The organism is Brevibacterium litoralis, from assembly GCF_040212315.1.
Taxonomy (GTDB): Bacteria; Actinomycetota; Actinomycetes; order Actinomycetales; family Brevibacteriaceae; genus Brevibacterium; species Brevibacterium litoralis.
Genome location: NZ_JBDIUY010000022.1, coordinates 194,779 through 211,235 on the forward strand (window position 1 = coordinate 194,779; position 16,457 = coordinate 211,235).

General features: G+C 71.0%; 16 protein-coding genes. 8 read left to right on the forward strand and 8 right to left on the reverse strand.

Going from position 1 to position 16,457, the window contains the following annotated elements:
- Window positions 1-50: 50 nt before the first annotated feature.
- The 3 genes from AAD496_RS08450 to AAD496_RS08460 all read right to left on the reverse strand — a co-directional run bounded on the left by AAD496_RS08450 (window position 51) and on the right by AAD496_RS08460 (window position 5,612).
- Window positions 51-2,330: an acyltransferase family protein gene (locus tag AAD496_RS08450; RefSeq protein ID WP_349828219.1), complete on the reverse strand. Its 2,280-nt coding sequence runs from the start codon at window positions 2,328-2,330 to the stop codon at window positions 51-53.
- 117 nt (window positions 2,331-2,447) lie between these two features.
- Window positions 2,448-4,721 (reverse strand): N-acetylmuramoyl-L-alanine amidase, encoded by a 2,274-nt coding sequence (locus AAD496_RS08455; RefSeq protein ID WP_349828220.1) that lies wholly within the window; start codon window positions 4,719-4,721, stop codon window positions 2,448-2,450.
- A 183-nt stretch (window positions 4,722-4,904) separates the two neighbouring features.
- Entirely contained in the window at window positions 4,905-5,612 is a 708-nt protein-coding gene (locus AAD496_RS08460) for a hypothetical protein (protein WP_349828221.1), read from the reverse strand.
- A 283-nt stretch (window positions 5,613-5,895) separates the two neighbouring features.
- Between AAD496_RS08460 and AAD496_RS08465 the strand changes: the two genes are divergently transcribed.
- The 4 genes from AAD496_RS08465 to AAD496_RS08480 all read left to right on the forward strand — a co-directional run bounded on the left by AAD496_RS08465 (window position 5,896) and on the right by AAD496_RS08480 (window position 9,705).
- Window positions 5,896-6,945, forward strand: a complete 1,050-nt coding sequence (locus tag AAD496_RS08465; RefSeq protein ID WP_349828222.1) for a methionine ABC transporter ATP-binding protein — start codon at window positions 5,896-5,898, stop codon at window positions 6,943-6,945.
- Window positions 6,942-7,811, forward strand: a complete 870-nt coding sequence (locus tag AAD496_RS08470; protein WP_349828223.1) for a methionine ABC transporter permease — start codon at window positions 6,942-6,944, stop codon at window positions 7,809-7,811. Before AAD496_RS08465 ends, AAD496_RS08470 begins: the two co-directional genes overlap by 4 nt.
- Before the next feature lie 108 nt (window positions 7,812-7,919).
- A complete protein-coding gene (locus AAD496_RS08475) occupies window positions 7,920-8,762 on the forward strand; it encodes a MetQ/NlpA family ABC transporter substrate-binding protein (RefSeq protein WP_349828224.1) in 843 nt (280 codons plus the stop codon).
- A 46-nt stretch (window positions 8,763-8,808) separates the two neighbouring features.
- Entirely contained in the window at window positions 8,809-9,705 is an 897-nt protein-coding gene (locus AAD496_RS08480; RefSeq protein ID WP_349828225.1) for a MetQ/NlpA family ABC transporter substrate-binding protein, read from the forward strand.
- Window positions 9,706-9,861: 156 nt separating this feature from the next.
- On the opposite strand, the gene AAD496_RS08485 is transcribed toward AAD496_RS08480, so the two are convergent.
- Entirely contained in the window at window positions 9,862-10,524 is a 663-nt protein-coding gene (locus AAD496_RS08485; RefSeq protein WP_349828226.1) for a hypothetical protein, read from the reverse strand.
- An 88-nt stretch (window positions 10,525-10,612) separates the two neighbouring features.
- On the opposite strand from AAD496_RS08485, the gene AAD496_RS08490 reads away from it, so the two are divergent.
- The 3 genes from AAD496_RS08490 to AAD496_RS08500 all read left to right on the forward strand — a co-directional run bounded on the left by AAD496_RS08490 (window position 10,613) and on the right by AAD496_RS08500 (window position 13,026).
- Window positions 10,613-11,617, forward strand: coding sequence for an aldo/keto reductase family protein (locus AAD496_RS08490; protein WP_349828227.1), 1,005 nt, complete (start codon window positions 10,613-10,615; stop codon window positions 11,615-11,617).
- A gap of 124 nt (window positions 11,618-11,741) precedes the next feature.
- Entirely contained in the window at window positions 11,742-11,906 is a 165-nt protein-coding gene (locus AAD496_RS08495) for a hypothetical protein (protein WP_349828228.1), read from the forward strand.
- Window positions 11,907-12,012: 106 nt separating this feature from the next.
- Complete coding sequence (locus AAD496_RS08500) at window positions 12,013-13,026, forward strand: hypothetical protein (RefSeq protein WP_349828229.1); 1,014 nt, start codon at window positions 12,013-12,015, stop codon at window positions 13,024-13,026.
- Between the two features lie 22 nt (window positions 13,027-13,048).
- On the opposite strand, the gene AAD496_RS08505 is transcribed toward AAD496_RS08500, so the two are convergent.
- Together AAD496_RS08505 and AAD496_RS08510 are read right to left on the reverse strand one after the other, a co-directional pair.
- Complete coding sequence (locus AAD496_RS08505) at window positions 13,049-13,501, reverse strand: NUDIX hydrolase (protein ID WP_349828230.1); 453 nt, start codon at window positions 13,499-13,501, stop codon at window positions 13,049-13,051.
- The gene (locus AAD496_RS08510) at window positions 13,498-14,121 is read right to left on the reverse strand and encodes a DNA-3-methyladenine glycosylase I (RefSeq protein WP_349828256.1); all 624 of its coding nucleotides are present in this window, start codon (window positions 14,119-14,121) and stop codon (window positions 13,498-13,500) included. The genes AAD496_RS08505 and AAD496_RS08510 overlap by 4 nt, the downstream gene beginning before the upstream one ends.
- Before the next feature lie 140 nt (window positions 14,122-14,261).
- Here AAD496_RS08510 and AAD496_RS08515 point away from each other — a divergent pair, with 140 nt between their 5' ends.
- Window positions 14,262-14,822, forward strand: coding sequence for a hypothetical protein (locus AAD496_RS08515; RefSeq protein WP_349828231.1), 561 nt, complete (start codon window positions 14,262-14,264; stop codon window positions 14,820-14,822).
- A gap of 170 nt (window positions 14,823-14,992) precedes the next feature.
- On the opposite strand, the gene AAD496_RS08520 is transcribed toward AAD496_RS08515, so the two are convergent.
- Together AAD496_RS08520 and AAD496_RS08525 are read right to left on the reverse strand one after the other, a co-directional pair.
- Window positions 14,993-15,790, reverse strand: a complete 798-nt coding sequence (locus AAD496_RS08520; RefSeq protein ID WP_349828232.1) for a LysE family translocator — start codon at window positions 15,788-15,790, stop codon at window positions 14,993-14,995.
- Window positions 15,787-16,398: a helix-turn-helix domain-containing protein gene (locus AAD496_RS08525; RefSeq protein ID WP_349828233.1), complete on the reverse strand. Its 612-nt coding sequence runs from the start codon at window positions 16,396-16,398 to the stop codon at window positions 15,787-15,789. Before AAD496_RS08525 ends, AAD496_RS08520 begins: the two co-directional genes overlap by 4 nt.
- Window positions 16,399-16,457 lie beyond the last annotated feature (59 nt).

The window sequence follows — 16,457 nt, forward strand, 5'->3', positions numbered from 1 at the left end:
TCCTTCGCTCGTCGTTCACCGTCGGGACAACGCTACCGGTTACCGGTGCGTCACCGGCCCTCCTCGCCCGGTGTGGACTCCGGTGTCCCCGTCTCCGTCAGGTCGAACGCCTGCGCGACGTCGGGGGCCAGGGTCTCCATGTAGGTCCGGCCCACGTGGTTCTCGTCGCGGTAGACGAGCAGGTTCCCGATGACGGCGGGGCAGAAGTCCTCCGTGCAGAACCGGTCGCCGAGCGACAGGAACTCCGCACCGTCCACCTTGCCCGCCGCGGATTCCAGGGCCGGGTTCGTGTACCGACCCTCGGAGCCCTCGTCCCGGGGGAACCCACAGGTCTCCGGGTCCTCCCGGTGGCGGACCACGCAGGTCGGGGTGTCCTCGGACCCGTCGGGCCGGGGGGTGTCCTCGAGGACGTAGATCTGCGCACCGGCCTCGGCCATCGGCCGCATGGTGTCGAGGTATCCCTGTTCACCGGGGTGTTCCTCCCCCGGTACGCCCTCGATGTCGTCGAAGGCGAGATTGGTCATGAGCACCTTCTCCGGAGCGATCTCCAGGATCCTCTCGAGCACCTGCTCGTTCGAGTCCAGGCAGTTGAGCCCCTTGCCCTCCCACCCGCGCTGGGCGGTCGTGAAGGGGCAGGAGTTGCGCAGGAACACGACGAGACGCCACTCGGTACCCTCGACGGCCTTCTCGATCGCAGGCACCCACTGCGCGGCGTGCGAGTCACCGACGACCACGAAGGTCCTCTCCCCGTCCGGGTTCGCGACCACGCACTCGGTGACGGAGTCCGCACCGGCCTTCGCGGGTACCCCGGAGCACTCCTCCGGGAAGACCGGGGCGTCCTTGCCGCGGACGTCGGCGGGGTTGGGGACGATCACCTCGTCCTGGCCGGGGACGAAGGTGTCGTAGTCGGTCTCCCCGAGCGAGGCCGCCCCCCAGGGGATCTCCGGTTCGGGTTCGGCGGTCTCCTGGTCCGTCGGTTCCCCGTCCACCGGGTCCTCCGCCTGGTCCTCGACGGCGGCGACGACCTGGGCGCTGCGGGCGTCCTCGGCGCGGACATGGGAGGCGAAGACCGCCTGCGGGACGATCGAGACGGCCGCCGCGACGGCCACCGCGGTCACCGAGGCGGTGAGCGCGAGCGTCGACCGGCGGGCGAGCGCACGGTCGTTGCGCACCGGGGTCTCGATCCACCGGTAGGACGCCCAGGACAGGAGGAGCGAGAACGCGACGAGCAGGAGGCCCTCGGGCAGGTTCGGGTCCCGTTCGAGCAGGACCGTCGCGTAGACGACGACCGGGAAGTGCCAGAGGTAGAGGGAGTACGACCAGGCCCCGACGGCCTGGACCGGACGGAGGTGCACCAGAGGACCCAGCGACCCCCGCCCGACCGTGGCACCCGAGGCGATGACGAGCACGGTCGCGAGCACCGGGAGGAGTGCGGCCACGCCGGGGAAGGACTCACCGGTGTAGAACACACCGGCGAGCAGGATCCCGAGCAGACCGAGCACCGCCCCGATCTTCCGCAGGCGGGGGAATCGCACCGGGTCTCCGAGCACACAGGCGAGCAGACCGCCGACGCCGAGCTCCCACACCCGGGACGGGGTGACGAAATAAGCCGCCGGATCCCCGAGGGCCACCGTGACGACGCTGTAGGCGAAGGAGGCGGCGACGACGAGACCGAAGAGCACGAGTGTGGCCCGGCGCAGTCCCGGCGGGGTGCCGTGGACCATCCGTCCGCCGGAGTTCCGGCGGACCCGGGCGCGGACGAGCACGAGTGCGAGTAGCGCGACCAGCGGCCAGAAGACGTAGAACTGTTCCTCGACCGACAGGGACCAGAAGTGCTGGAACGGGGTGTCCGGAGCGTCCTGGGTGAGGTAGTCGACCGACTTGGCCGCGAGGACGAAGTTCTGCACGTACACCGCGCTTGCCATGCCCTGCACCGCGGTGGCGGTCCACTGCGTGGCCGGGAGGAACAGGGGTGCGGTGAGGGCGATCGCGACGATCGACACACAGGCGGCCGGGAGGATCCGGCGGGCGCGGTTGGCCCAGAACCGGGCGAGGGACACGGTGCCGGTCCGTTCGATCTCACGGAGGAGGTGGGCCGTGATGAGGTACCCGGAGATGACGAAGAAGACGTCGACGCCGACGAACCCGCCGGGCAGCCACGCGGGGTTCACGTGGTAAACGACGACCGCGAGGACCGCGACGGCGCGCAGCAGCTGGACCTCGGGGCGGAACTTCCGCTCGGCGTACACCGGCCGGTGGGCCGGGCGCGGCGGGGTGGCGGGACGGGGCGGGACGGACGGGCCGACCACATCAGGGGCGGTTGTGCTCATGTGTGGTCGCGGGTTCCTCCCACCTCGACATCAGGACCGAGGATCAAGGATAGCCAGTCGGCCGGGCCACCGTGCTCAGGCGCCGGGTCCCCGCCCCCGGGCCACGGTACCCGGACCTCACCGCCAGACGACCCGCACCTGCCCGTTCACCAGGCGCAGGACGCCGCCCTCGAACCGCTGGCGCAGCTCCCCCTTGTACCGGAACTGGTCGGAGGTCGGGTACCCGAGACGGCCGGACTCCCAGCCGAGGGCCTTCCAGCGGTCACGGAACGTGCCCCGTGTGGTGTGCGCACCGTGGGCCGGGGACCAGTGGATGGAACCACCCTGGAAGTGCTGGTAGGCGCCCCCGTTCCTGAGGCCCCCGCGCTCGCTCATCCGCGGGTACCCCAGGTAGCCGCGCTCCCAGCCGGTCTCCTTCCACTTGTCCCGCATGCCGTCACGGGTCGTGTGGGCACCGGTGGCCTTCGACCAGTGGATCGACCCGCCCTGGTAGTGCTGGTACTTCCCGCCGTCCACCAGTCCGCCGGTCGGGTCGGTCCGCGGGTAGCCGAGCACTCCGCGCTCCCACCCCTGGTTCTTCCACTCGTTCCGGAAGGCACCCGTGGTGTAGTGGCCCTTCGTGGTCCGGTTCCAGTGGATCGAGCCCTTCTCGAAGTGCTGGTAGGCCCCACCGTCCTTGAGACCGCCCCGCTCCGTCATCTTCGGCTGCCCGAGCACACTCAGGCCGTCGATCTTCGCCCAGGTGTCACGGATCCCGCCGATGAGGTCGTGGTCCAGCCCGTACTTCCGCTCGGCGTTCGTGGCGATCGAGTCGAGCCGCGTGTAGAGGCCCCAGCCCGGGCACTCGGTGGCGGAGACGTCCCGGTGTCCCATGACCCGGTCGAGCGTCACGCGCTGCCCCTCGGAGTACTTGGTCGAGTTCCCGGAGATCATCGAGACGGTGTCCGTGGGGTCGAAGGCCCAGCGCTTGGCCTGCCAGCCGACCACCCGTTCGAGCGCGGGGAGCGCCCCCGTGGGCGTCGAGTTGTTCCACGTGCCGAGGACCGCGACGCCGAAGGTGTTCTGGTTGAAGCCGCCGGCGTGCGCGCCCTGGACCATCCGTTCCCCGCCACCGGGCCGGGAGCCGACCCGGCCCTCGTACACGTTGCCGTACTTGTCGACGAGCATGTTGTAGCCGATGTCCGACCACCCCAGACCCTCCGTGTGGTACCGCTGGATGCCGCGGATGATCGAGGGGGCCTGCGAGGCCGAATAGTTGCTCGCACCGGCCGTGTGGTGGACGACCACGGCGTCCACACGGTCGAACCGGTCGAGGTCGCCCCAGTTCACCAGGTCCGCGTCCGCACCCCACTCGTGTCGCAGGGTGACGGTCCCCAGGTGCGGGACGGACCCGGTCGTCGTCACGCCGGCCCCGCCGGTGTACGTCGAGTTCTCGACGGAGGTGCCCCCGAACCCGGGGTTCTCCGTCTCCTCCGGGGATTCCTCCGCGGGCGCAGGGGACTCCGCGGGCGCCTCGTTCGGCTCCTCCGAGGGTTCGGTCGAATCGGCGGGTGCCTCGCTCGGCTCCTCGGCGGATTCCGTCGGTTCGTCGGGCTCGGTCGACTCTGCGGGCGCCTCGTCAGCAGGCGCCTCGTCAGCAGGCGCCTCGCTCGGTTTCTCCGTGGGAGCGGTCTCCGCGGCGGACTCCGTCGGTTCCTCGACGGGTTCCTCCGGTGGCGCGGCGCCGGCCGGGCCACCGGTGATGGTCGTGTCGGCGGTCGTCGGGGTGGAGGAGTAGATCTCCACCTGGGTGTCGTCGACCTCCGCGGCGGTGTTCGTCGTGCGGACCTCGACCTCCTCGGCCTCGGCGATGACGACGGGCTCGGTGCCGCGACGGGCGCCCTCTGCCTCCTTCGTGCCGGGGTCGGGGCCGTCACCGGCGTCGGCGAGCGCCGGCTGCCAGTCCTGCCACTGCCCGCCGACCTTGAGGCGGTACTCGGTCGCGGGATCCTCGTCGGGATCGCCGGTCCAGGTGACGCCCATGACCGCGAGGTCCGGCGTCGTCACGTGTGCCGAGGCGCCCAGCCCGAACCCGTGCGTGTCGCGGAAGACCTCCGCCTCGTCGTTGCTCACCGGCTGCGCGCGGGCCACGGGACCCTCCGCGCCGAGGGCCGGGTCGAAGGGCACCGTCGCGGCGGACCCCGCGGGGTCGGCGGCGCCGGTGGAGGGCGCCTCGGCGGCGGGGAGCGGGGTGAGGACCGCGGCCTGGGCACCCGTCGCGGCGAGGACCGAGGCACCGGCGAACAGGCCGGTGGTGAGGAGCGCGGCGGGCACCAGGCCCCGGCGGCGGGCCGGGTGTGAGCGGCGGATCGGACGGGAGTCGTGTTCCCCTCGGGGGAAGTGCGAGGACATGCGGGCTCCAATGCCGGTGTCGCGGATTCGGTGACGATTCGTGACACACATTACCTTCCCGGCCCCATCCGGGCACGCCCGCACACGGCAAGACCCCCTGTGGGCAACCGATGGTCGTCACCGGCGGTCCGTGCGTTCCGGGCACCGCACACCGGGAGCTGCTCGTCCCGGGGGCCGTGCCGCTCAGGTGTGGGCGGACACGAGCTCCACCTGTTCGCGGCGCAGGCGCAGGCCGGGGATCGCGATCCGGTCGGCCTCGGAGAAGCCGGCACCCCGGAAGTGACGGTCGGCGGCGACCTGGGCGGCGACCCACGCGGTGTACACGCCGGTTGCGGGGGCGCCCGCGGCACCACGCGCCTCGGCGTAACGCTCCTGGGCCTGCCCGACGGTGCCGTCGGCATAGGCGGACTCCGGCGCGAAGGCGATGAACAGACCGTCCTCCCGGCCACCGGTGAGCGCCCGGACGTCCCAGGAGCGGGTGTCCTTGAGCAGGCGCAGCGCCAGGTTCCACACGGCGGGCTTGAGCAGGAACTTCTTGGCCAGCGAGGTGAGCAGCGCGGTCTTCCAGGACGGGTCGGAGGGCAGGTCCTTCCGGAGGGTCGACAGCCGACCGGCGGCCTCCGTGTCCCCGGCGTGGACGTCCTCGAACACGAGAGCCTGCGCCCGGCCGCCGGTGTACACGAGGCTCAGGCGGATGTCGCGGCCCAAGCGGCCCAACAGGACGGCGAGGACCCGGGTGAACGTCCCGGACTCCTGCACCCGGGTGACGACGGCGGCCAGGGTGGACCCGCCCGCCTGCCCCAGCTGACCGTCGGACAGGTAGCGGGCGATGACGTCGGCGGCGTCGGCGGACAGGGAGTCGTCGTAGGGACGGACCTCGATGGCGACCACTGAGGGCTCCTTCGTGTGGGGGTTCTTTCCGTGCGTCTCGGCGCGTCACGCCGGTCCCGTCCGGACGGTCGGGAGCGTGACGGGGACAACTGTATCCGGGTCTTGCCCCGTGACCCTCCTCACGAGTCGGCGGGTACGGGGTCGAAATATGACACCAGGGCGGGTTCGGAGGCGTGGACACGTCCGACACTCGATCCTCGCCACCACCGGTTGCGGCCGGTCGACCGCACGCCGTCGACCGCACGCCGTCGACCACCGACCGACCCCGAGACGAGGACCCGCCATGATCGAGCTGCGCGACCTGCGCAAGGAGTTCCCCACCCGCTCCGGCCCACCGGCCGTGGCGCTCGACGGCGTGGACCTCAACGTGGGTGCCGGGGAGATCCACGGCATCGTCGGCCGTTCCGGAGCGGGCAAGTCGACCCTCATCCGGTGCCTCACCGGCCTGGAGGTCCCCACCGCCGGCACCGTCGTCCTCGACGGCCTCGACCTCACCGGACGGACCGGTTCCGCCCTGCGCGCGGCCCGCCGGAACATCGGCATGGTCTTCCAGCACGCCAACCTCCTCGACTCCCGGACCGCGCTGCAGAACGTCGAGCACCCCCTGCAGATCGCCGGGGTGGGCCGGACCGAGCGCCGGAAGCGCGCACTCGAACTCCTCGACCTCGTCGGCCTGTCCGATCGCGCCGACAACCACCCGGCGCAGCTCTCCGGCGGGCAGAAGCAGCGCGTGGGCATCGCCCGGGCACTCGCCGCCCGTCCCGGCATCCTCCTGTGCGACGAGCCGACGAGTGCGCTCGACTCCGACACGACCGACCAGATCCTCGACCTCATCCGGCGCCTGCGCGACCGCCTGGGCATCACGGTCGTCATCATCACCCACGAGATGCACGTCGTCCGCGCCGTCTGCGACTCGGTGACCCTCCTGGAGAACGGCCGTGTCACGCGGACCGGCGCACTCCTCGACGTCGTCTCCGAGGCCGACTCCCCCCTCAGCCGCGCCCTCCTGCCCCTCCCCCAGGCCGACCACGTCTCCGAGGCCGTCCCGACCGGGGACGATTCCGACGGCGCCGGGCAGGCCGCCTCGGGCGCGGCGGGGAACACCCTCGTCGAGGTGTTCGTCCGTGACGTGCCCGTCGCCCGCGTCTTCGCCCTCCTCGCCGAGGCCGGGCAGGAGGCCGAGGTGACGACCGGCGCCCTGGAGACCATCGACGGCCACCGCGTGGGCCGCCTGCACCTGGCGGTCGACGACCCGGGCTCGGCCGTCACCGTCCTCTCGTCCGCGGGTGTCCACGCCCGCCTGGTCGACGCCACCGCCGAGGAGGCCGCATGAGCGCGCTCGCCCCATTCATCCCCGTGCCCACGCGACTCCTCGCCGCCGAGGCGCCCGCCGGGACCACTGTCGGTGGGAGCACGGTCGGCGGGACCTCGGGAGGGTCCGCCGGCACGACCGTCGGAGGCACGACGGTGGGCGGCACCGGGGGCTCGGCCGGGGATTCTGCCGGGACGACCGTCGGGACGGACGCCGGTTCCGGCATGTGGCTCGACAACCCGGCGATCACGCAGGAGCTGCTGCCGGCGCTGAACGAGACGCTGCTCATGACGTTCTTCGGCACGCTCGTGGCGGTCGTGCTCGGCATCCCGCTGGGTATCTGGCTGTACTCGACGGCCAAGGGATCGCTCGCGCCCAACCCGTTCGTCCACCAGGTCGTCGGGTTCGTGGTGAACGTCGTGCGGTCGTTGCCGTTCATCATCCTCATGGTCGCGATCATCCCGTTCACCCGGTTCGTCGTCGGGACCTCGCTCGGCTGGCAGGCGGCCTGTGTGTCGCTGGCCATCAGCGCGGTGCCGTTCTACGCCCGCCTGGTCGAGACCTCCCTCCACGAGGTCGACTCCGGCAAGATCGAGGCCGTCCAGATGATGGGCGGCACCCGCCGCCAGGTGATGACCCAGGTCCTCGTCCCCGAGGCGCTCCCCGGCCTCATCAGCTCCGCGACCGTCACGTGTGTGGCCCTCATCGGGTACACCGCGATGGCCGGGACCGTCGGCGGCGGTGGACTGGGTGACCTCGCGATCGCCTACGGGTTCCGCCGCTGGCAGCCCGACGTCATGATCGCCTGCGTCGTCATCCTCATCGCCCTCGTCGGGATCGTGCAGATCGTCGGCGACCGGTTGGCCCGCCGCGTCGACCACCGCTGAACTGTGTCGGACGCCGCCCGAACCCCGGCACTCCGCCGCTTCTGAGGCTTCGAACGCAGCCCACACACCTTTCCTTCGTCCAATCCCATTCCGCACCAGGAGACACCCATGTCCTTCGCACCCCGTCCCCGCCGGGCACTCGCCCTGGCCGCCGGCGCCTCGGCCGCGCTCCTCACCCTCACCGCCTGCGGTGCCGGGGAGGAGACCACCGACGAGATCGTCACCCTCACCGTCGGCGCCACCGTCGTCCCGCAGGGGCAGATCCTCGACTACGTCGATGAGAACCTCGCCGCCGAGTACGGCATCGACCTCGAGGTCGTCACCTACGACGACTACACACTGCCCAACCGGGCACTCGTCGACGGTGACCTCGACGCCAACTACTTCCAGCACTTCCCCTACCTGGAGTCCGAGGCGAACGCCCAGGGGTACGAGCTCTTCGCCTTCGAGCGCGGTATCAACCTGGAGCCCTTCGCGCTCTACTCGGACCGGCACACCGACGTCGCGGACATCCCCTCCGGCGGGACGATCGGCATCAACAACGACCCCTCCAACCAGGGCCGCGCGCTCGCGCTCCTCCAGCAGGCGGGGCTCATCACGCTCGCGGAGGACGTCGACGTCGTCTCCGCGACCATCCACGACGTGGCCGAGAACCCCAAGGACCTGGAGTTCGTCGAGGCCGACGCCTCGATGCTCGCCCAGACCCTGCCGGACACCGATGCCTCGGTGATCAACGGCAACAACGCGCTCAACGCCGGTCTGTCCGCCACCGAGGACGGCCTGCTCATCGAGTCCGCCGAGGGCAACCCGTACGCCAACCTGCTCGTCGTCCGCGCCGGCGACGAGGAACGCCCCGAGATCCAGGCCCTCGACGAGGTCCTCCACACCGACGAGGTCCGCACCTACATCGAGGAGTCCTGGCCCGACGGCGAGGTCATCCCCGCCTTCTGATCCCCGCTGATCCCATCCCCACCCGTTCGCATCCTTAGGAGCCACCATGACCCACTCTCACGATCACCACTCCCCCGCGTCCCGGACGCAGTCCCCGGACGCACCCTCCTCCCGGCCCCGCCGGGGCCGGCGGGTGACGGCACTCGTGGCGGGCGCCTCGGCGGCGCTGCTCCTCTCCGCCTGCGGTGCGGCCGCCGCCGAGGAGGAACTCACGACCCTCACCGTCGGCACCTCGATCACGCCGCAGGGCGACATCATGCAGTTCGTCGCCGACGAGCTGGCCGCCGAGGCCGGCCTCGAGATCGAGGTCGTCACCTATGACGACTACACACTGCCCAACCGGGCACTCGTCGACGGGGACCTCGACGCCAACTACTTCCAGCACTTCCCCTACCTGGAGTCCGAGGCCAACGCCCAGGGGTACGAGCTCTTCGCCTTCGAGCGCGGTATCCACATCGAGCCTTTCGCGTTGTACTCGGATCGGTACGAGGACGTCTCGGAGATCCCCGAGGGCGGGACGATCGGCATCAACAACGATCCCTCCAACCAGGGTCGCGCGCTGAAACTCCTCCAGCAGGCCGGTCTCATCACGCTCGCCGAGGGCGTCGACCCGGTGAGCGCGACGGTGCACGACGTGGCGGAGAACCCCCGGAACCTGGAGTTCGTCGAGGCCGACGCCTCGATGCTCGCCCAGACCCTGCCCGACACCGCGGCCTCCGTGGTGAACGGGAACAACGCCCTGAACGCGGGGCTCTCGGCCACCCGGGACGGGCTGGTCGTCGAGTCCCCGGAGGACAATCCGTACCAGAACCTCCTCGTCGTCCGTGCCGGGGAGGAGACCGATCCGGCCCTGCAGACGCTCGACGAGCTCGTCCACACCGACGAGGTGCGCACCTACATCGAGGAGACCTGGCCCGACGGCGAGGTCATCCCCGCCTTCTGAGCCTTCCGCAACACGGCACGATGATCAGCTGCTGGCAAAACCGCGAGTGAGTGGATCAGCTGCTGAAGAGTCGGCGACCCCGAGAATCAGCTGCTGGACAGAGTGCGATTTCGAGCCCTGAAATCGCACTCCATCCAGCAGCTGATCTGTCGTATCTCAGGCCCAGCCGAACTTGTCTTGATACAGGTGATCGCAGACGCTGGGTTCGGGTTCCCAGGGCCGTGGTTCGGGCACGGGTTCGCCGCTCTCGGTGTCGACGAGCCAGACGCCCCCGGCCCGGATGCGCAGTCGGCCGGTCGCCTTGTCGTAGTCGAAGTGGCCGATCTTGTCCCCGAGCGTGAACACGTGGGCGTGGACGTGCGCGGCGACGGACATCGCGACGGAACCGAGACCGTGGATGAACACCGCCTTGCCCTCCCGGCGCAACTGCCCCGCCTTCTCGTGGAACCGTCGCCACGCCTCGGGGTCGATCTCCAGGAGTTCGTCGACGTCGGCGACGTGGTACGGCGGCGTGAGCAGCTCGTGCGCGATCACCGCCTGGTCCGCGAAGTGGACGTAGGGGTAGATGTTCTCGCCCACGATCGGGTCGTGCGGGTCCGTCTGCCCGGCCGCGCGTGCCTTCGCGATCATCTTGCCCATGGGGCACGGCCGGCGGTCGGGGAACACCGCCTTCTCGGCGGCGACGTCGTGCTGGTACTGCGCCTGGACGGCCGGGTGCCGGACGCTCGTGGCCTGGAGGACCGGCGACGGGGCGGGGGTGCCGGGAGTGGAGGGCGCCTCGGGAGCGGGGGTGGTGGGGTGCGGGCTCGCGTGTGTCACCGGACCAGGGTACGCAGCGACACCGGTGACAGCACCGGGGTGTCCACCTAGGGTGGGCCTGACGTCTCCCCATGAGAAAGGCATCCCCATGGAGTACCGCTACCTCGGCAATTCCGGCTTCAAGATCGGTGAGGTCACCTACGGCAACTGGCTCACGCACGGCTCGCAGGTGGAGAACGACACCGCAACGCAGTGCGTGCACGCGGCGCTCGACGCCGGGATCACGACCTTCGACACCGCCGACGTCTACGCGAACACCGTGGCCGAGCAGGTGCTCGGCGACGCGTTGGCCGGGCAGCGGCGGGAGTCGCTGGAGATCTTCACGAAGGTGTACTTCCCCACCGGCCCCAAGGGCCCGAACGACACCGGGCTGTCGCGCAAGCACATCATGGAGTCGATCGACGGGTCACTGCGGCGGCTGGGCACCGACTACGTCGACCTCTACCAGGCGCACCGGTACGACCACGAGACCCCGCTCGAGGAGACCATGCAGGCCTTCGCGGACCTGGTGCGCTCCGGCAAGGTCCTCTACGTGGGAGTGAGCGAGTGGACGGCCGACCAGATCCGCGCCGGCCACGTGCTGGCGAAGGAGATGGGGTTCCAGCTCGTGTCGAACCAGCCGCAGTACAGCATGCTGTGGCGGGTCATCGAGTCCGAGGTCGTCCCCGCCTGTGAGGAACTGGGGATCTCCCAGGTCGTGTGGTCGCCGATCGCCCAGGGTGTGCTCACCGGTAAGTACCTGCCCGGGCAGCCGGCCCCCGCGGGTTCGCGGGCGACAGACGAGAAGGGCGGCAAGAACGCGGTGAGCCGGTTCATGCGGGACGAGGTGCTCACGGCGGTGCAGGACCTGAGGCCGATCGCCGAGGAGCTCGACCTCACGATGGCGCAGCTGGCCGTGGCGTGGACGCTCGCCAACCCGAACGTGGCGACGGCGCTCGTGGGTGCCTCGCGGCCGGAACAGATCGGGGAGAACGTGGCGGCCGCCGGAGTGACGCTCGACGCCGATGTCCTCGCCCGCATCGACCGGGTGCTCGGCAATCTGCCGGAGACCGACCCCGCGAAGACGAGGTCGCCGGAGACCCGCGTGGTCTGAACGTGAGATCTCCGTGTGTCGGAGTCGCGACATGCGGACGGGTCCGGGTCCGGGCCCGGGGTGCTTCACTTGGGGGCGGGGACGGAGACGGCCCCGCCTGTCCACATCCCGGGAGGAGCCTCACGTGAACTCGTACCGCCGCGACGTCCCCCGCGACCTCTACGGCGTTCCCGTCACCCCCACCCGGCCCGCGACCCCCGCCCCCGCTCCGTGCCCGGCCGCCCGCCGGGCACGCAGCCCCTGGTACCGGTTCTACGCCCGGATCGCCGCCCTCTTCCACCGCTGCTGAGACGACCGCGGGACCGCGCCCGGCACCGCGTCGTTCAGCCCGTCGCTGTTCCACATGCCGATACGACTGCTCCGGCCGGTGAGCGCGCTCCCGCTAGGATGCGCGCATGTCGACCTCCCCCTCGGACTCCACCGTCACCGTCCCCTGCCCCGATGCCTACGACGACTACATCGCCTTCGACGTGACGACCATCGACGGGACGGCCGGGGTCCCCGGGGTCTATCACGCGCCCACCGACGTCGCGGGGTCCGGCGCGCTCCCGGTCCCCACCCGCACTCCCCCGCACGACGTCACCGGGGGTGGGGGTGCGGCGGGCGGGGACGCCTCCGTCGATCTCCAGGACACCGTCCCGATCGCGCGGTTCCCGCTGCCCGGCGCCCTCACCGACGAGGCGGTCCTCTCCGGTGTCTCCATGAAGGACGCCGTCCCGACCGGCAGCACCGTCCCCGCCGCCGAGGCGCCCTCCCCCTCTCCTGCCACCCCCGACGACACCGTCACTTCCGACGACACCCTCACTACTTCCGACGACGGAGTGGAGGGTGACGGTGGGGGTGAGGTGCGGGGCGCCTCGCGAGCGGATCCGGTGGCGGCGGCCCTCGGCGAGGACCGGCCACTGGAGATCACCGGGGCCTTCGTCCGGGCCTGGGAGGCGACCTACGTCGTCTCCGACATGGAGCAGCAGGTGCTGGAGATCGACGGGCCGCGCACGCGCAAGCGGGAGTACGTGAAGAAGAAGGCCTTCCTGCGCGCCGGCGAGTGGAAGTCGGTCGCGACCCTGCCGACACTCGCCGAGGTGCCCGGCGACGACGTGGAATTCATGACCGCGATGGCGCTGTGGAAGAAGACGCCGGACCGGTACCGGCTGCGCACCCTGCGGACACTCGACGGGGTGACGGTTCCGATGGCGAGCGCACTTCTCGCGGGGGTGTGGCCGCAGCGGTTCCCGATCATGGACGCCCGTGCCGTCGGTGTGCTGCACGAGGCCGGGGTGCTGCCCTCGCGGAACCCGGCGGACACCGACTACCTCGTGTATGCGGAGGTCATGCGGTCCCTCGCCGAGGCCTGTCGGTGCAGCGTGCGTGCCCTCTACCGGGCGCTCTACGCCTACGGGAGGCGCTGACGGCCGAGCAGGGGTCCCGGGCTCAGGCGCCCGCGCGGAACCAGTCGGGTAGGGCGGGGATCACGTGGTTCCGGGTGAGCGGGGCGAACTGACGGTCCGAGGTGTCGGCCGGCAGGTGGTCCCAGGAGTACCAACCGGCCTCCTCGATCTCCTCGAGGACCCGGGGTGCCTGGACGTCGAGTCCCGCGGGAAGGCCCCGGTGGAGGAAGACTGTGCCGGTGACGGTGTGGCCCGCCTCGTTCGCGGCGGCCGTCGTCCAGGTGCCGAGTTCGACCAGGTCGGCCGGGTCCGGGGCGAAACCGAGTTCCTCGCTGATCTCCCGGACGATCGCCGCCTCGGCGGTCTCCCCCGGTTCCGGTTTGCCGCCGGGCAGCATGAACGAGGTGGTGCCGCGCTTGCGCACCATGAGCAGGGAGTCCTCCTCCGGGTGCCGGAGCACGAGGGCGGAGACGACGATCTCCTGACGGGCTCTCACCGTTCCCACCGCCCGGAGGCGCCGCGGCGGTGCGACCCGAGTAGGTGGGTGTCGACGATTCCGAGCGCTTCGAAGAGCGCATAGCAGGTGGTGGGCCCCACGAAGGAGAGTCCCTTCTTCTTGAGTGCCTTCGACAGGGCGAGGGACTCGGCTGAGGTGGTCGGGACCTCGGCCATGACCCGTGGTTCCGGGGTGGCGGTCGGGGCGTGGGACTCGATGAAGGCGGGCAGTCCCCCGTCGACCTCCTCCCGGAGACGCCGGGTGGCGAGGGCATTGCGGACCGTCGCCTCGATCTTGCCCCGGTGGCGGATGATGCCGGGATCGGTGAGCAGACGCTCGACGTCGGACTCGGTGAAGGTGGCGACCGCGTCGACGGAGAAGTCGGCGAAGACCTCGCGGAACCGCGGACGCTTGCGCAGGATCGTGAGCCACGAGAGTCCGGCCTGGAACCCTTCGAGGGCCAGCCGTTCGAAGTAGACGTCCTCGGTCTCCCGGCTCGTGTTCCCCGGTCCACCCCGCGCGATCCCGGTCGGAAGGGCACCCCATTCGGTGTCGTAGTACTCCTGGAGCAGCGGGTCGTGTGCGCCCCACGGGGTCCGGGCCAGACCGTCCGGGCCCACGACGGGGTAGGCCGCGGCCGACTCGGCAGGGTCGGGAGCCCCGGCGCCGGTGGGTTCGGATTTCGAGGCAGGTTCGACATGTTCCACGCGCCTCACCCTATCCCTCGGTTGCGGCCCGACCACAGGCGTAGGTTGGTGGCATGGTCATCCGCACAACGCGCACCTCCGGTCGCCCGCCCTGGCGTGGGACGGGTGTACGCGCGTGCGTGCTCGCCGTGGTGCTCGGTCTGGTCGGGTGTGCGTCCGGCGCAGGCGCCTCGGGGGGTGGTGTCGACGCGGAACCGGGAGATCCGGATGCGCCGGTTTCGACCACATCCGCCACGACTCCGGGCCCCGACGACCCCCGCGACCCCGGCGACCCCGACCCGGCTCTCGCCGGCCCCACGCCGGATCCCGCACTGCCGATCGCCACGCCGCGGACGGACATGATGCACGAACACTGGCACGAGCCCGGCGCGTACACCTTCCGGGTCACCGGCGACGACACCGTGCTGGTCGCCTTCGTCGGGGGTGTCGAGGAGTGCTACGGCGCACGGGCCGTCGTCGAGGAGGACCCCGACGAGATCCGGATCGGCGTCGTCACCGGCACGATCCCGGAAACATCCGATGCGTGCATCGACCTCGGGGTCCCCCTCCAGTTGGAGGTCACGACCGTCGACCCGATCGGCGATCGCGAGATCGTCGGCCTCGCCGGCCCCTGATCGCTCGCAGCAACTCACACGCGTGGTCGGATTCCAAGGGCCGCAACCTCACTGTCGATTGCCGTACCTATGTACGGCAATCAGGCCGAACTACCGTGCATCGGTACGGCAGATGACAATGGGGTTGCGCCGGACCGACCCGAAACCACCGTCCGTCCCCTGATCGCCCCTCAGAAGATCGGGACGAGGGCGACGCCGAGCCCGACGAACAGGGCACCGAGCAGGACCGTGATCGCGGTCTCCGCCTTCTCGTAGACCCGGATCACCGGCCGCAGAGAGGCGATCGCGGCGACGAGGCAGAACCACCCGAACCCGGTGACGACCATCATCGTGCCGACGGCCACCGACTCCCAGGCACTGATCCCCTCGGGCAGCACCGTGACGAGCAGAGCACTGAAAAAGACGACGGCCTTCGGGTTGCCCACCGTGTTCGTGAGGAACCCCAGCCGCGCGGCCCTCGCCACCGACATCCCGGACCCCGCCGCCGAGGCGTCCCGATCCTTCCGGCCGTCACCTTCCTCACCGGCCGCAACGGCACCGACCGTGCCTGCATCGGCCCCGGTCTCACCGGTGGTCGTGCCCCCGCTACCGACAGCCGCACCACCGTTCCCGGCGGGGACGACGACCGCGCGGGTGTGGTCGGCCGAGGGCGCCTCGGCGGCGCGGGACTTCTTCCACGCCCGCCAGGTGGAGAACAGGATCTGCACCCCGTAGAGGGCGAGGAACACGGCCCCGGCCCAGCGGATGACGAGGTAGACGGTCGGGTGCTGGTGGACGAGGCCGACGACGCCCGCGAGCGAGAGCACGACCCAGATGCTGATGCCCGCGGCGATCCCGCCGGCGACGGCCATGCCCGCGGCGCGGCCCTTCTGCAGTGAGGTCCGGAGGACGGCCAGGAAGTCGGGGCCCGGGCTGCCGACGGCCATCACCCAGGTGACGAGGAGGACGGTCCATGCACCACCGGTCACAGTGCACCTCCTGCCGCGCCGGTGCCCGCGTCGCTACTCCCACCGGTTCCGGCACTCCCACCGGCCCCGCCGTTCGTGGTGCCGAGGGCGACGAGCGCCTCGGCGCCGTGGGTCCCGGCGCGGTATGTGTGCGCGCAGTCGCCGGCGAACTCCAGCAGGTCACCGGGGCCCAGGACCACCGGTTCGTCGTCGGGACCGCAGGTGAGCGACCCGGCCGCGAGGCGGATGACCTCGATCGTGCCGGCGTGGTGGGCCACTCCTGCGAAGGACTCCCCCGGCCGCAGCACGAGCGTCCAGAACTCCCAGTCGAGACTCTGCGGCACCCGCGCCATGAGCTGGGTGAACGGGCCCGTCGCCGTGCTCGGGTCCTCCGCGCGGACCAACCGCGTCCGAGGCGCCTGCGCCACGAGCAGATCCGCCACCGGCACCGCGAGGGCGAGCGCCAGGCGGTCGATCGTGTCGAGGGTGGGGTTGCCCTTGCCGTTCTCCAGGCCGGAGAGGGTCGCCTTGGACATGTGGGCGGCCTTCGCGAGGGCCGAGAGGGACATTCCGCGTTGCGTGCGGATCGCGGTGACGCGCTGCGCCACCGTGTGGGACCAGGAACTCATGACGACCATGCAACCAACCCGCGTGCGGAAAAGCGAACGGTCCGTTCGCCTGGGCGAAC

What these genes read in the sequence shown, in the direction of transcription:
- AAD496_RS08470 (WP_349828223.1), top strand. Translation starts at nt 6,942, where the DNA reads ATGAGCGCGCTCGCCCCATTCATCCCCGTGCCCACGCGACTCCTCGCC.
- AAD496_RS08490 (WP_349828227.1), top strand. Translation starts at nt 10,613, where the DNA reads ATGGAGTACCGCTACCTCGGCAATTCCGGCTTCAAGATCGGTGAGGTC.
- AAD496_RS08475 (WP_349828224.1), top strand. Translation starts at nt 7,920, where the DNA reads ATGTCCTTCGCACCCCGTCCCCGCCGGGCACTCGCCCTGGCCGCCGGC.
- AAD496_RS08525 (WP_349828233.1), bottom strand. Translation starts at nt 16,398, where the DNA reads ATGAGTTCCTGGTCCCACACGGTGGCGCAGCGCGTCACCGCGATCCGC.
- AAD496_RS08480 (WP_349828225.1), top strand. Translation starts at nt 8,809, where the DNA reads ATGACCCACTCTCACGATCACCACTCCCCCGCGTCCCGGACGCAGTCC.
- AAD496_RS08500 (WP_349828229.1), top strand. Translation starts at nt 12,013, where the DNA reads ATGTCGACCTCCCCCTCGGACTCCACCGTCACCGTCCCCTGCCCCGAT.
- AAD496_RS08455 (WP_349828220.1), bottom strand. Translation starts at nt 4,721, where the DNA reads ATGTCCTCGCACTTCCCCCGAGGGGAACACGACTCCCGTCCGATCCGC.
- AAD496_RS08515 (WP_349828231.1), top strand. Translation starts at nt 14,262, where the DNA reads ATGGTCATCCGCACAACGCGCACCTCCGGTCGCCCGCCCTGGCGTGGG.
- AAD496_RS08450 (WP_349828219.1), bottom strand. Translation starts at nt 2,330, where the DNA reads ATGAGCACAACCGCCCCTGATGTGGTCGGCCCGTCCGTCCCGCCCCGT.
- AAD496_RS08465 (WP_349828222.1), top strand. Translation starts at nt 5,896, where the DNA reads ATGATCGAGCTGCGCGACCTGCGCAAGGAGTTCCCCACCCGCTCCGGC.